General features: G+C 54.6%; 10 protein-coding genes. All 10 read right to left on the minus strand.

Features of this window, described 5'->3' with window-relative positions; all coding sequences use genetic code 11:
* Positions 1-15: 15 nt before the first annotated feature.
* Entirely contained in the window at positions 16-1,797 is a 1,782-nt protein-coding gene (locus MKX64_RS00530; RefSeq protein ID WP_341035199.1) for a polysaccharide deacetylase family protein, read from the minus strand.
* Between the two features lie 36 nt (positions 1,798-1,833).
* A complete protein-coding gene (locus tag MKX64_RS00535) occupies positions 1,834-3,663 on the minus strand; it encodes a glycosyltransferase (protein ID WP_155617462.1) in 1,830 nt (609 codons plus the stop codon).
* A 50-nt stretch (positions 3,664-3,713) separates the two neighbouring features.
* Positions 3,714-5,024: a nucleotide sugar dehydrogenase gene (locus tag MKX64_RS00540; protein WP_341035200.1), complete on the minus strand. Its 1,311-nt coding sequence runs from the start codon at positions 5,022-5,024 to the stop codon at positions 3,714-3,716.
* A 2-nt stretch (positions 5,025-5,026) separates the two neighbouring features.
* Positions 5,027-6,499, minus strand: a complete 1,473-nt coding sequence (locus MKX64_RS00545) for a polysaccharide deacetylase family protein (RefSeq protein WP_341035201.1) — start codon at positions 6,497-6,499, stop codon at positions 5,027-5,029.
* A 398-nt stretch (positions 6,500-6,897) separates the two neighbouring features.
* Complete coding sequence (locus MKX64_RS00550) at positions 6,898-7,806, minus strand: hypothetical protein (RefSeq protein WP_341035202.1); 909 nt, start codon at positions 7,804-7,806, stop codon at positions 6,898-6,900.
* 17 nt (positions 7,807-7,823) lie between these two features.
* The gene (locus tag MKX64_RS00555; protein WP_341035203.1) at positions 7,824-9,185 is read right to left on the minus strand and encodes a nucleotide sugar dehydrogenase; all 1,362 of its coding nucleotides are present in this window, start codon (positions 9,183-9,185) and stop codon (positions 7,824-7,826) included.
* 71 nt (positions 9,186-9,256) lie between these two features.
* Positions 9,257-10,051, minus strand: a complete 795-nt coding sequence (locus tag MKX64_RS00560) for a response regulator transcription factor (protein WP_341035204.1) — start codon at positions 10,049-10,051, stop codon at positions 9,257-9,259.
* Positions 10,052-10,114: 63 nt separating this feature from the next.
* Positions 10,115-11,503, minus strand: a complete 1,389-nt coding sequence (locus MKX64_RS00565; RefSeq protein ID WP_176475512.1) for a glycosyltransferase family 2 protein — start codon at positions 11,501-11,503, stop codon at positions 10,115-10,117.
* A 22-nt stretch (positions 11,504-11,525) separates the two neighbouring features.
* A complete protein-coding gene (locus MKX64_RS00570) occupies positions 11,526-12,722 on the minus strand; it encodes a HEAT repeat domain-containing protein (protein ID WP_095263349.1) in 1,197 nt (398 codons plus the stop codon).
* Between the two features lie 54 nt (positions 12,723-12,776).
* Positions 12,777-15,023 carry a hypothetical protein gene (locus MKX64_RS00575; protein ID WP_095263421.1) on the minus strand — a complete coding sequence of 749 codons (2,247 nt, stop codon included), beginning with the start codon at positions 15,021-15,023 and terminating at the stop codon, positions 12,777-12,779.
* Positions 15,024-15,162 lie beyond the last annotated feature (139 nt).

Below are 15,162 nucleotides of genomic sequence, written 5' to 3' on the forward strand. Positions count from 1 at the left end.
CTTTCGCGCTGCTTATCAGAAGTTATCAATGGCCCAATCCACTACGGTGTCAAACATGTTTCTTGCTTTCACCGCCGCGCCTTTCATCCCGGTCTGCTTGCTTGTGAACAGCACGGTACGCTTGTGATCCGGAAGCTCTTCCGTGGTCACCGTCACCTGATCAAATATCGCATCATAAATGTCATCCTTCTCATTCTGCTCGTGATACTGCGCTTCAAGGGCTACGCCGCCAGTGCGGATCGAAGGGTCGATGGACAAACGCTCGAGAATGACCTGCTGATCCGCGATAATGCGTACGGAATTGCCGGTAACCGAAACTTCCAGCTGCCGCTTGCCCGGAATATTGATCGGGTATTCCGGCTCATCCTGACGGGCGCCGGACTGGGTTTGTGCCTTGGAATAGACCGTCGCTTTATCAAATCGGAGATCTTCTTCGCCCCACTTCACATCCGACAGCTTGTAGGTGAACAGCTCCTTCGGAAGCTCGCCCTCCTTCTTCTGCTCCAGCCGAATGACGTTATTGTCCAGCAGTACGCGGAGATATGATGACTTTGCTCTGTCATGCCGGATGTAGATCGACTGCTTTCCAACGACGTTGCCGAGCAGCGTTGCCGAGACGGTTGTTGTCGCATCAAACGCCGCCTGCTCGCTGCCGTTCAGATACACCGTCCCTTTGCCGGACGGAGGCGAAGTGACGATGATCTGGCTGCCCGCGAACTCGGCGGCTCCGTCGAGCAGGCTCCATTTCTCCGCGAGCGCTTCATCACCGCGAACGAACTGCAGACGCTCGCCGGTATCCTTGCGAAGCTTCATCAGGAGATGATTGGTCGACCAGTAAGGAGCAGGCTGGACCCGCGTCAGGTTGTGCGGTCCGCTGTCCTTCGTGTTCCAGGCACTCCCTTCGCGGCTGAAGTTCAGCTTGAACAAATCTTCAATCTGTGACACATTGGCGTCCCGAACCAGATTGTTCATCCCCTGGTCAAGCGCGTTGGCATGCATGATCATATACGTGCCCGGCACATAACCGAGCGATTCGGTATACACGCTCCGCATCAGCTCATAATCAGCGCCAATGCGTTCCTCCATCTGTTGCCGGTTCTCCGTCGGAATCATATTCTCGTCGCGAATGAAATCCATCAGATAGTGATTGTAGTATTCCACATCCGACTTGTCCGTCAGCTCGTTCTCGTCCTTCACGCCGATGAACCCGCCGTCTTTATCAAAAATGTTGATATACGTCAGCCGGTATCCGTTCGTCCCGAGCTCCCAGAAACCCGTTTCTTCCATCTTCAGCATCTCTTTGGGCTGGAGGAACTTTCCTTCACTGGCCCCCATTTTGTTGGCATAGGACAGGAAGGTCGCCTTGCCGTTGTACTTTTCCAGAATAGGCTGGGCGAACAGCGCGGAATCATTCCGGCCGTCCTCAAACGACAGGAACAACGCCCGCTTGGGCAGCGGCTTGCCCCGCTCATAAAAATCGATGATATCCTGCTGCGAAATCGTCACATATCCCTGTTCATGCAGCACCTTGAGATGATCATTAAGCTGGCTCTTGGCAACCAGCTTGGACGAGCCGCTCCGCCCAACTCCGAAATAGGAGATGGCAATAAAGCCTTCTGTCTGATCCCAGCTAGCCCGGTCAGGCTCGCTGTAGGTTTTCAAATCAAATACGGCATTGACCAAAATAGCGGTCAGCAGCACCAGCAGGAATACCTGCACAACGACCTTCATTTTTTTTCTGCGATTTTTTCTATCCACATTGAGCGCCGGATTGCGCTTGTTATCCATTACCGTCATCCTCATTTCAATATCCTCGGACACCGGTTGATGCCGTTATCCGGTTAATCCGCCTTTGCGCTTGCGCGCTTCTTTCTTCAGTCTGGCTTCCACATCCTGCGGCGTGTCCCGGGTCCCCCAGGTGGACTTCCAGAACGTAAACCAGGCGACCGGCATCTGCCACAGCAGCACAAACTCATAGAACAGGCAGAATACAAAACCGAATATCCACAGCCTGCTCTTGCGCAGCAGCAGATGGGCCAGGCTCATCAGCATCGCCATCATCAACAGCCCCAGCAGGAACGTTCCCGGGAAGATGCCGTGCACAATCGGCACATACATCAGGTTGTAGGCAACTACGATCGGGGCGGCGATCGGAACGATCAGGCCGACGTAGAAGAACAGCGCCATGAACGGCTCCTTGCGCCATATGAATCCGCCGGCCCGAAGCGACTCCCGCAGCCAGGAGCGTTTCCAGCGCATCTGCTGCTTCAGAAACACGTCGACCCGCGAAGGTACGATTGTCGAGCAGACCGCGGAATCCTGATAGCCTGTGCGATGCTCCTTCAATATAAAGTTGGTCATGCTTCGGTCATCACCGAATGTCGCCGGCTTGCCAAGAAACTTCTGGTTCAGCCAGTCGTCGGCATACTTCAGCACCAGATCCTTGCGGTAACAGGACAGCGGCCCGGACAGACAAGTGACGCTGTCAAACCACGATTCCGCAGCCTTCATAATCCGGAACGCGATATAATACCGGACCGTCTGCAGCTTCGTAATGGAGTTGGTATATTTGTTCTCCACATCGGTCCGTCCGGCCACACCGCCCATTTTCGGGTCCTGGAAAGGCTGTACCAGATGGCGGATCGCCGTCGGGTCCAGGAAGCTGTCCGAATCCACAAACACGACCAGATCATGCTTCGCCATCTCCACCCCTTTGACAAGTGCGGCCCGCTTGCCTGCATTTTCAGGCAGCACTGTATAGAAGAGCCGATCCTTCGTTGCATAGCGCTCTGCCTCGTTGTGGATCGTCTCGATCATATCCCTGATTCTCTCCACCGACTGGTCTGTCGAGCGGTCATCCACCACGATGACCTCCAGCTTATCGACCGGATAATCCTGGTTCATACAGCTCAGAATCGTTCGCTTGATCCATTCCGCTTCATTGAAGCATGGGATAATAATCGATACGCCGGGCGTATAGCTCGGGTTAATCGGAACATCCCGGTACAATGCGCCAAACAGGTAGCGAGTCAGCAAAAAGGCCGCCGCAATCAAGCTGTACAAATACAGCACCATATTATATTTGAAATAGATCAGACTTTCGGTCCGAAGCAGCATAATGAACAGCACGGTGCCGAGCAGAAGCGCACTGGCGGAATACACCGAGTACCCCCAGCGCTTGCGCTGCATGTATTCCGTGAGCGGCTTCGCGAACTCCATCGCCAGCATATATTCCACTTGTCCCGCCTCGCCCTGGGCCTCGAACCTGCGCACGACCGTCGCGTCGATCTTCACCCCGGATTCGAAGCCTTCCGGCATCGCGCCTGGCGGAATATTGAACCTCGCCCTGATCTTGTCCCCCGGCTTCAGTTCCGGATGTTCGGACGGCAGCCTCAGGAGAAGCCCGGTGGCCGAAATATCCGATGCTTGTGCGCGGATGCCTTCACGCCGCCTCCACTGCCCTTCACGTTGCACCAGCACGTCAAAGTCGGCGGCATACCGCAGGCTAAGCATCCGGAGCTTCTCCAAGTATTCGGTATCGGACAGATCGGCATCCAGGACATGTCGGCCTCTTCGATCTGCCGACACCCGAATCTGCTCCGGGTCCGGTACATAGGACAACCGTCTCCGGTCGGCTCGCGGCTGCGTCAGAACCTCTTTCATTTTTTGGCGTCGTTTATTAAATATCACAGCAATTTCTCCAATCTATCAGCTTACAAGCTCCAGTAGCGGAAGCCTCTGCTCTCGCATTCCGCCCGGTTATAGGCACCCTTCACATCAACCAGAATCCGTTCGTCCGCCGAGCCGAACATCCGCTCCACATCAGCGAGGGATAAAGCTTTGAATTGACGGTGCGGCACCGCCATAATGGCCATGTCCAGGCTGTGAAGATCGGTCATCTCCGACAGCTCGATGCCGAACTCTTCATACGCGTGTGCCGGTTCGATATAAGGATCTACTACCAGCGGCTGAACCCCGTATTCCCGAAGCTCCCGAATCAGGTCTATGACCTTGGAATTGCGAATATCGCGGCAATCCTCCTTGAAGGCCAGCCCCATGACGGCCACTTTGGCGTTTCGAAGATCCAGGCGATACTTCACGGCAAGCTTGATCGCCTGCTGCGCCACATACTTGCCCATGCCGTCATTGATGTGCCTGCCGGCTAGAATGATTTTGGAATGATATCCGAGATCCTCTGCCTTGTAGGTCAGGTAGTACGGGTCAATCCCGATGCAATGCCCGCCCACCAGGCCGGGCCTGAACTTGAGGAAATTCCACTTCGTCTCCGCCGCACGCAGCACCGCGTTCATATCGATCTCCATCTGGTGAAACAGCATCGACAGCTCGTTCATGAACGCGATGTTAATATCGCGCTGGGCATTCTCGATCACCTTGGCCGCTTCCGCGACCTTGATGCTCTCCGCCCGGTGGACACCGGCCTCGATAATGAGCTCGTACAGCCGGGCCACCGTATCCAGCGCCTCCCCATCGCTGCCAGACACAATCTTCACGATATTCTCCAAACGGTGCACCTGATCCCCCGGGTTGATGCGCTCCGGCGAATAGCCGACCTTGAAGTCCTCGCCAAGACGCAGCCCGGACGCCTCTTCCAGAATCGGCGCACATACTTCCTCGGTGACCCCGGGATATACCGTGGATTCGAATACCACCAGCGATCCGGGAGTCAGCGCTTGACCGACCATTTGGCTAGCCCCGCGCAAAAATTTCAGGTCCGGCACATTGCCGCTTTTCACCGGTGTCGGAACAGCGACGATGAAGCAGCGAGCCTCCTTCAGCTTGTCCGGATCGGAGGTGAACGCCACGGTGCTATCAGCCAGCTCCACCCCAAGCTCGCCGGTAGCATCGATGCCCTGCTGATAGAGCGCAATCTTCTCCTGGCTCAAATCAAAACCGATAACATCCACCTTTTTCGAAAAGGCAACGGCCAGCGGCAGCCCGACATATCCAAGGCCCACCACCGCAACCTTGTCGGTACGGTTCACAATATTGTTGTATAGTCCCATCTTTAATTCCTTTCCCTGGCACCGCTCTGATGCTCGATCATATCCGCCATTTTCACAAAGGTATATCCCTTATCCTTCAGTCCTGTCAGCACGCGCGGCAGCGCTTCAATCGTATGAAGGCCATCCAGCATATGCAGCAGAATGACGCTTCCCTCTTCCGTCTTGGTCATAATGCCGTTCACGATGTCATCCGCTGTATTGCTCGTATCCCAGTCGAGCGTAGTCACGTCATACATGGCCATGATTGGATAGCCGGTTGCCGCAATGGCCTTGGCACGCAAATCATCGACCACGCCGGTTGGCGGCCGAAACAGCATGACCGGCTGCTCCTGTATCGCTTCGGTGATGACTTGATGGGCCTTGACCACATCCTCCTGCAGTTCCTCGGGAGTCAGCGTCGTGACAACAGGGTGACTGTAGGTATGGTTGGCTACATCATGGCCGCCCTCCAGCATCGCTCGGGCCAGGTTCGGATTGTCCTCCACCCCTTTTGCCCGAAGGAAGAAGGTTACCTGTACATCATGCTCCTCCAAAATATCCAGAATCTGCGTTACCGTCTTGTCGCTTCCGAAATCATCAAACGTAAGCGCGACTTCTTTGCGGTCCGTTCTCGCTTTATACACCAGCTCGTAAGCAGCATCGTGATAGTCCGGGTTGATCTTGGCCGCATCATAACCCGGAATGGATGCAAGCGGCTTGCGTTCGCCGCCATTCTCAACCAGCTCATCCAGTGTGATCAGCCGGTATCCAATGTCTTCCGCTGCCTGAGCAATATACTTCACCGCGGCCACAACTTCCGGATTGATGTCCGTGTTCATGGAAATAATACCGCCCCGGGTCATATACCGGGCGACATATTCCCCGATCTCCTCGGCGCTTTGCATGTCACGGTCCCGCGGATTAATGTTATAGCTGACCACAGCCTTCATTCCCAGATGTGCAGCCGCTAGCGGAACGTCCTCTGGGTAGTCTCCAGATCGTGTGCGAACATAGCGGGGCTTCACGCCCGTCTCGCGCTCAATGACCTCGTTAGCCAGCTGGATCTCCTTATATATGCCGTCATAATCAAGCGTGCTCATATCGAGCTGATTCAGCGTATTATTCTCAATTTCATGCCCGCGGGCCGCAATCGCCTTGGCGATATCCGGCTCCTCCGCCACCCTGACGCCCGGGAGAAAGAACGTCGCCTTCACCCCGTGTGCATCCAGCTCATCCAGCAGGGCTGTCATCGTCTTCTGGTCCCCCATGCCATTAAAGGTAAGGGACAGCTCCTTTCGGGCCGTGTACACATAGGAAATTTCCCTGCTCTTATCCCCTTCATAGCGCTCCACTGCCGGGGCCGGCGATTTGACCTCGCCCTTGATCGTGCCTGATGGATGGCCCAGCAGACTGCATCCTCCAAACACCGGAATAATGGTTAGCAATATTAAAAACCGGAATCCTGAAAACATTGTCTCTTTTACTTTAACTTTCATTTCCACGCCTCTCTCTCAACCAATAACCACGTCTTTTGACTTATTTCAGAAATGGAATATACCGCCAAAGAATCACCTGCTATGCTGTCAATGTAACCGGAGCCGTCTTTCCAGCCTAGGAAGTTTGACATAGCGACTCATAGTATACGACCGGCTTCTCTACAATTCCTATACAGCCTGACAGCATGCTGTCAGGGGTCATTGATGCAGAAATGATAAAGGTGCTCATTTTCATTTCATGCCCATGCGCGAAAAAGCCCGTGTACACGCAAAAAAAGGCCGAAAACCAGCTCGGTAAGAGCCAGTCTTCGGCCTTTTATGTTTTTTTTATGAACAATGTACATTTCTTGTATGCTTGTGATGTTCAGTACGGTGCAGCAAAGGGTCCACAACTGACATCAACGTTCTTCTTCCGCCATGGACATCCTTCGATCCATCCACGCCTGATAGTGATGAACGGCCAGACCGGCGAACGACGGATGCCCGCTGCCGAGCGTTGCCGCCCGCTGTGCTTCCTCCTCCATCGCCTGCTCGCTTTTGGAATAGAAGGTCAGATGGTCGCCCTCGTCCGTGTTGCCGAGCTCCATGCCAATCCATACCTGCTTGCCAAGCTCATCCGCCTGTTCAAGCTCCTGGCGGGACAGTTCGTACATCAGCTCCCCATCGTCACGGTAGGCCATGACGGCAATGGCATCCATTCTGGATATGATCCAGCGGCTGAACGATCCGGAACCGGACGGGCCAGGAATCCTATCGAGCCAGAAAGGAACCGCGGCGCTGATATATAGCCCTTGCCGGGACGCTTCCCTTGCCCATGCCGACATATTGATGCTCCATTCCGCGACGACCTGCTGCTGCTCCTGCTCCCATCGCTCTCTCACATAGGGCTCCACATCAAATTGAATGCCGTCAAACCGTTCCTCCGGCCGGGATGCCGCGTGAAATCGTTCCAGCCAGGAGAGCAGCTTCATCCCCTCATCAAGTCCCTGCGAATAGGCCCATTCGGGATGCCCGTCCAGCGCATGAACCTCAATGCCAGCCCGATGCGCAAGCGCATTGAAACGGCGATAGTCCTCATCCCGCACTTCCTGCTGAATTTGCAGAAAGATCGTCGTGATCCCTTCATTCATACTGAAGGAGACGATCTCCTCGGCTTGGCTCCGGATCAGCTTCGCTTCCCACACCCAGGTCGCTTTGTTCTCATTCACCGAAGGCGAAGGGAGAAGAAGAGGAAGAAGGACGAGCAGCAAAAGTCCGGTGAGCCCTGCCAAGATGAACAACCTTGCCCTTGCCGATACGTTCTTCATTCCTCGCCTCCATTCTTTTAGGCTAATACCGCCTCGCCAGGCTCAGGGATGTGCTGGACGGAATGACCGATTTTATAAATATGCGGCTTGGCATGTGCTTTAAACGCATTCCGCGTATCCAGGATCGGAACCCCGAGGGAAGCGATGGTGCCATAATCAAATCGGCTGTGGTTGGTGATAAGCACCATGCAGTCATACCGGCTGAATGCCGACAGATCGTATTCAATGCTGCGGACCGTCTCCCCTTGCTTGTTCACAAAGGAGGTCGCGTAAGGATCATAATAATCCACCGCAGCTCCGTTCTCCTTGAACAGTTCATAGACCTCAAGCCCCGGTGATTCCCGCAGATCGCTGATATCCGGCTTGTACGCCATGCCGAGCAGCAAAATTTTGGACCGTTTGACCGATTTGGCGTATTCATTCAGAATGGTGGCCGTTTTATTGATGACATAATAAGGCATGTTGTCATTCGTCGACTGGGCCAGCTCGATAAATTTGCTGTAGAAGCGATAACCCTTCGCCTTCCACGACAGATACATCGGATCAAGCGGAATGCAGTGGCCGCCAATGCCCGGTCCCGGATAGAACGGCATGAATCCGAACGGCTTCGTCGCCGCTGCGTTGATCACCTCCCACACGTCAATCCCCATGCGGTCGCACATCATCGCCATTTCATTCACAAAGGCGATGTTGACACTGCGGAACGTGTTCTCCAGCAGCTTGGACATTTCCGCAACCTTCGGACTGCTCACCGGCACCACCGTCTCCACATATTGGCTGTACAGCGCCTCGCCCAGCTTCAGGCATGCTTCGGTCGTTCCGCCGATCACCTTCGGCGTGTTCCGCGTATTAAACCGGCTGTTGGACGGGTCGACACGCTCCGGCGAAAAGCACAGGAAGAAGTCTTGGCCAACCTTGTATCCAAGCCTTTCCATCTCGCCCTGAATCAGCTCCTCGGTTGTGCCCGGATAGGTCGTGCTCTCGAGTGTGATCAGCGCTCCCCGCTTCATGAACCGCTTCAGCTGGTCCACCACCATCGTAATGTAAGAGGTATCCGGGTCCTGATTCTCGCTCAGCGGAGTAGGAACACAAATGCTGACCGCATCAATGACCGCGAGCATGCTGTAATCGGTCGTCGGCTTGAAACGTCCGGTATCGATGCAGGCGGCAAGCTCTTCGGATGAAATATCGGTGATATAGGATTCGCCACGGTAAATACGTTCGATTTTATCCGCGTCCAGATCAATACCCACCACGGTAAATCCTTGCTTCACCATCTCTACGGCCAGCGGCAGCCCGACATACCCCAAGCCAACGACACCCAAAACAGCCTTTTTGCTTTCAATTGCGTTCAATAACGTTTTGTATTCCTCATTCACAAGCACTCAACCTCCATTGGATGTGTATAGTCTATTGCTCCAGCACTAGCGACAACAAGCTTCTTATCGATTTATTGCAGGCAGCGGCGGATGCGGGCGTCGAGCTCGACGGGCGAGAACGGCTTCGTTACGTAATCGTCCACGCCGCTTTCAAAGCACTGGCTTATCGTCTGCTCCACCCGTTTTTCCGTCAGCACCACAATTTTGGGCGGATGCTTCACCGCAAGCTGCTGGATATGATGAATGAACGGCAGCCCGTCGATCCCGTGCAGGTTCAGCTCCGTAATCATCAGATCCGGCTCCCATTTCACGATCAGGTCAAGCGCCTCCAGGCCATCTGCAGCCTGCAGCGTTTCATATCCTTGCATCGCCAGCCGAATATGCAGAAATTCGCGCACGGCCGCATCCTGATCGACGATCAATATCCGGCCGCGGCCCCTTTCAGATTCCTGCTCTGTATAAATATAAATATCCGAGCTGGTGCTCAGGCGAGTCGCTTCCGCCATCTGTTTGATCACAGACGAAGCTGGCGGTTCTGTCAGGGCAGCAAGCGTAATCCGAGGCTCGCCCAACCTCTGCTCCTCCAGCAGCTGCTTCAGCAGAAGCGCCTCATAATGGGCAGCATCCAGAGAATAGCCCGGCAGCGTCACCGCCAGCGTCCGCATTGCCGCATCCTCCCGAACTTGTGCGCCTGATGCGGACAGCTGCTCCACATAACCGCGGACAGCATCCTTCATCTCGCTCAGACGGTCGGCGCTGTACAGAAACATCAGCGCAAAACCGCTGCCTCGATGCTGGCGAGCTTCTTGTTCCAGCTCGTCGTATAAATCTGTTGACTGTACACGCTGCAATGTAGCTTGAGACATGATCCACTCCACCTCTCTTTAATTATTGAATGTATATCTTATTGAACCGGGCCTGGCTGCGGTCTAAGCTGTCTTGGACTTCTCTTTCCAGCTCTGCCGGGTCATCGTGCCCCATGTGTTGTTGTTCTGCAAATATTGAATATGGCCCTGCACTCTCCACAGCACGCCCAGCTGGTGGTATCCCACAAACTTGAGCGCCGAGAACAGCAGCATTTTCACCAGATCTGACAGCTTGTTGTACCGTCTGAACGCCATCTCCTCCAGCAGCAGCGCCCCGATGCTGAGCAGGTAGCCGCCCAGGAAATTGACAAGTCCGAATACAAGCAGCACATGCCAGTTGGTCATATCCATCAACACATATCCAAGCAGAGCCAGCAGGCCCGTAATTCTGAAGTAAGGGTTCAGCGCTTCAAAAATGACGTTGTAAGGCATCGTAAGCCAGCCCATCACCTTGTATCTCGGGTTGAAGAGCATGTCGCGATTCTCGATCATGTTCTTCAGGTTTCCCCGGCCCCAGCGTTTGCGCTGGTTCGAGAGAATATGATACGAGTCTGGCGCCTGTGTCCAGCACACCGCTTCCGGACAGAAGGCTACACGATACGGAATTTTATTCTTCAGCATATAGCGGTGAAGCTTGATGATAATGTTCATATCCTCACCCGGATATCCGCCACGGTAGCCGCCAACGGCAATGACATAATCCTTGCGGAACATGCCGAACGCTCCCGAGACGATGATGAGACCGTTGATATGGCTCCAGCCGATGCGGCCGCCCAGAAAAGCTTTCAAATACTCAATGGACTGGAACATGGGCCACATCTTGCGGGGAAGCGAAACTTCCTTGACCGCTCCGTTCTCAATGATGCAGCCGTTGGCAATCCGAACGTCTCCTCCGATCGCCACCGTCTCCTCCGGATTTTCCATGTACATTCTCGCCATCCGGATCAAAGCATCCTTCTCCAGCAAAGAATCGGCGTCAATCGACGAGATGAGCGGATAGCGCGACAGATTAATGCCGGCGTTCAGCGAATCGGCCTTGCCGCCGTTTTCCTTGTCAATCACATACAGATGCGGATACTGCGGATTATGGTAAACGCCGCGAATTCTCTGCGTATCCAGACGCCCCCGGATTTCAGGGTTCGGAATAGCCTCTAGCTCATATTCCTTCAACAACACGTCCAGCGTGTCATCAGAAGAGCCGTCATTGATGACAATGACCTCGTAATTCGGATAATTGAGTGTCATCAGACACCGCACGTTCTCGGTGATCGTCAGCTCCTCGTTGTAGGCTGGCACCAGCAGCGACACCGACGGAACGAGCTCGGAGCCGGATAATGTGTTGTATGCCGAATAGGCAGCACGTCTGGAAATGTTCCAAATATTTCTGAAAGATAGCATCATAATTACAAAATAAAGTGCACTAACGATCATGACGTAATAAATTGCCGTCATGCCATAAACGAGCAGGATGTCCCTAAGCAGTGTAATCGCCTCCTACCCCTGCCATTTTGCCGATGCGCTTGCTCGGCTTCGCCCCGCCGAAATAGCGGTCATACAGCAGCTTTTTCTTGTTGAAATCCACCATCTGCTCCACTTCCTCATGGTTCCCTTCCTTCGCCATGATCCGTTCGATCCGGTACAGGGCAGTCTCCCTCGCCGGGCCCGTACCGTGAAGGGCCGCCTGGCATAATGTCTCAAATCCCTGCTCACCGAGAAGGGCCAGACTCTCTGCGCTATAGTTGCGCACATGCCAATTGTCGTCCTTCAGCGCCTCAGCCAGCAGCGGAATGCTGCCTGCCGCATGGAGACGGCCAAGCGCTTGCGCGCAAGCGGCCCGAACCTCCCATTCATGATCGTTCATCAATTGGGCAATCGTCGCATCCTTGAGCACCGGATTCGAGCTAAGGTACAGCTTGACCGCCTCGGCCCGCACATCCTTCTCGCTCGATCCGACGAGCCGATCCAGGGTAGGGACGGCGCTTGGCACCGCCTGCCCCCACATCGCCACCAGCGCCACCTTGACCAGCCCTGGTTCTGGGTCGTCAAGGAAGCGCCGCAGCAGACTTGCCGAATCCAGCCTCGTCTCCAGCAATATGTCAGCCGCCAGCGCGTGAATCGGCTTGCCGCTGGCCAGCAGCTGCAGCAGCATGTCTCGAATCTGCTCCGGCTGATCGGCGCTCTTCGCAATCGCCCTGGCGATGATGATCGCCAGCGGGCCATAGTTCGTGCGGGCGAGCAGCTTGAGCAGCTGCGGCACCGCCTCCGATGCCCGCATCCCGCCAAGACGGTAGGCCGCCTCAATCCGCTTGCCCTTCCGGAAGCTGGACAGGCTGCGAATGTCCCGCTCAACAAAACCGGCTTCCCGGCACAACAGCAGCAGCTTCTCTCTTGCTTCCCCTTTCAGTTGCTCAATCCACTCCATCAGCTTGGCCTGGATGACGTCGGCCTCGATGCGGTCCAGCCTGCCGGGGGGCAGCTGCAGTTTGACATCATCGTGCAGATGCATCTGCACGTATACGAAATAGTCGCGATGCTTCGCCGTGTATGCCTCTATTTTGCGAAGGGCTGCATTATGCTTGATTTTCATGCAGAACAACAGAATAATGCCTGCTGTGATCATCGCCAGACAGATATAGATAAATCCATAAGCCAAGGCTATATTTGAAAACATATCCGGATGGTTCCTCCTTTTGATAGGATCTAGGTGCAGCGTTAGGTATAGGCGTTAAGGCAGCCGCTGGAAGAGCTCCTGCATCTCGTAATAACTTTTCTTAAGCCGCTCTTGATATCCAACCGTTTCCCAAGGCTCCCATGTGTACAGTGGAATATGCTGCAAATTGATGGTGCTTGCGGCATCTGACGGGATGTCCGGCACCTCTTCGCCCGCCGGATCGGCGGCTCTCTCTGCAATCCACGGAATCAGCCGTACGCCCTCCGCGGTTGTGGTGGTGAATTCCCGGTTGTCCCCAAGCGGACTGTAGTCAATGACCTGCAGCGAGCTTGGATCGCCAAAGCCCAAGAGCATCCAAGGGATCCGCATTTCCACGGTATTTCCCTCATACTGCCACGTCGTAAGCGAATTGAATTCCGGCGAGCCGGGATCGCTGATGCCCCGCTTGAGCAGGCCTACGGTTTCATCCAGGAAGGGATGGGAGAAGCGGGTATCCGGCGGATTCATCAGCAGGCTGATCGCGAGCTTCCAGGAATGGAAGCTTCCGCCCGGCACCTTCGGGTCGTCCTTGGACCCTTCTGCCGGATCTTCCGGCAGCATCCAGTATCCTTCCTTGCCATACAGACGCTGGTGAAAATCATAGGATGGAGCAATCGCAACCTGGGACTCGCTGTCCTTGCCAAGCTGGATCAAAGCCTCGAGGCCTCCGCCGTCCATCCGGATTCCGCCCAGCTCCTTCTCAGGCACGTCCCCGCCCTCAATGGTGTCGGCACCGATGAATAATCTGGACCGCTGCGGATCAAAGGGCTGCTCCAGCTCCATGCCGATATACAGGTAAGCTTCGTCATGGGTGAGACGCATGCTGCGAATGCCTGGCGCCTCTCCGCCCCATAGCTGCACCTCCTCCTCGGGAAGCTGGTCCCAGTCGGACAAATCGCCGTCAATGACGATATCCCCATCCTTGCCGGACTGCATGGCCAGCAGGCCGAACATCTTTTCATTGGTGAGCACATTGAGCCAGAATGGACGCCGGTCATCGGGAATTTCAAACGGCATCGTATTCCATGTTTTTTTGAACCATTCGTCCTGCCACATGAACAGGATGGCTCCGGAATAACCTTCCTCATATATGTCTTCAGTCAAGGATACATTCACCTTGCCCTGCTCGATTTCATCATGACCGCCCTGGTCGCGTCCTCCCGGCCCATAATGGGAAATTCCGATGGAGGATGGGACCCCGTACTCGGTAACCATAATCGGCATGTCCGTGAATTCGGCCTTCAGTCTGCGAAGATACGCTTTGTAGGTGTTGTAGCCCCCTTTGTCATCCGGGATCGTCCAAAGCGTCTCATCTGTCCGGAAGAAATCCGGATAGTACGGATACACGTGATAAGAAGCAAAATAACCTGCCTCCCAGTCGACCGGCTGTACATGTCTGGCATCCACGGACACCATGTCCTCTTCAAACAGCGGCTCTCCGGGATGCTCCAGCACGTCGGTAGTCACCCAATTCGTAAACGTTATCGGGTGCTCCCAGCCGTACTTCCGCTCTGCGGCAGCGGTGTGGTCCAGCATCGAGGCAAGCCAGCTTTCGAACGGACTTGCTCCTTCCACGGCCGAGAAGTAGGCCCCTTCATAACGCGGCATATCCTCGTGGAGCCGGTTCGTATTGTCGACCATCGCCGGGTCCCACTCGGTACCGATATGCCAGGCCATTAAATACTTGCCTGCGTTTACCGTGTATTTGCCGCTGGCGCTGCCCTTCTTCTCCTCCAATGTGATGTCCCCGTATACCGCTGCGACTGCTTTTTCAATCTCCTGCTTGAACATCTCGACAATTTCCGGATCATAGGCATCCTGACGTTCAATCAGCTGCTCCTCCGGGGACCAGATGCCTTGCATGAAATAGAGGGCGTCTTCTCCCTTATCATGGTTGTACTTCACAAGCGCTTTGTAGAAGACCGGGTTATGGACCGTGTAAATTCGGATCACATTCGCTCCCATCTCATCGATCTGCCGGAACCAGCGCAGGTAGTCCTCCTCACGAATTGGCATCTCGCCCGGAAAATGCCCCGGTACCGTCGCTCCCAGGTTGACGCCCTTGGCAAACATCGTCTGCCAGTTTCCATGTTCGTCATACACCTGAAACTCTGTGCCTTCGGTTTTGAACTTCATCTGGACTCCATCTGCATCCGCATAAGCGGGCAATGACGGACGCATCCATCCGAATATTACAGCGACACCGCAGAGAAGCATCACCGTAAGCAAGCATACTGCGACTATCCATTTACGTTTGCTCATCGTCTCGTCTTTCACCTTCTCCTTCTGTGACATGTTCATGGCCACATACCGGCTGAATCGACGTTTGAGCTACATCGCCATTCTATAGCCGATATCGTCCCGTTGCCATATTCCTTCTTTACCAACTTTTATTTTGAAA

Origin of the sequence: Paenibacillus sp. FSL M8-0334 (genome assembly GCF_038000405.1) — a bacterium.
Classification (GTDB): domain Bacteria; phylum Bacillota; class Bacilli; order Paenibacillales; family Paenibacillaceae; genus Paenibacillus_AQ; species Paenibacillus_AQ campinasensis.

Bases quoted from the DNA above. Each gene is read 5' to 3' on its own strand.
- MKX64_RS00530 (WP_341035199.1), bottom strand. From the start codon at position 1,797: ATGACGGTAATGGATAACAAGCGCAATCCGGCGCTCAATGTGGATAGA.
- MKX64_RS00535 (WP_155617462.1), bottom strand. From the start codon at position 3,663: ATGAAAGAGGTTCTGACGCAGCCGCGAGCCGACCGGAGACGGTTGTCC.
- MKX64_RS00540 (WP_341035200.1), bottom strand. From the start codon at position 5,024: ATGGGACTATACAACAATATTGTGAACCGTACCGACAAGGTTGCGGTG.
- MKX64_RS00545 (WP_341035201.1), bottom strand. From the start codon at position 6,499: ATGAAAGTTAAAGTAAAAGAGACAATGTTTTCAGGATTCCGGTTTTTA.
- MKX64_RS00550 (WP_341035202.1), bottom strand. From the start codon at position 7,806: ATGAAGAACGTATCGGCAAGGGCAAGGTTGTTCATCTTGGCAGGGCTC.
- MKX64_RS00560 (WP_341035204.1), bottom strand. From the start codon at position 10,051: ATGTCTCAAGCTACATTGCAGCGTGTACAGTCAACAGATTTATACGAC.
- MKX64_RS00565 (WP_176475512.1), bottom strand. From the start codon at position 11,503: ATGACGGCAATTTATTACGTCATGATCGTTAGTGCACTTTATTTTGTA.
- MKX64_RS00570 (WP_095263349.1), bottom strand. From the start codon at position 12,722: ATGTTTTCAAATATAGCCTTGGCTTATGGATTTATCTATATCTGTCTG.
- MKX64_RS00575 (WP_095263421.1), bottom strand. From the start codon at position 15,023: ATGAGCAAACGTAAATGGATAGTCGCAGTATGCTTGCTTACGGTGATG.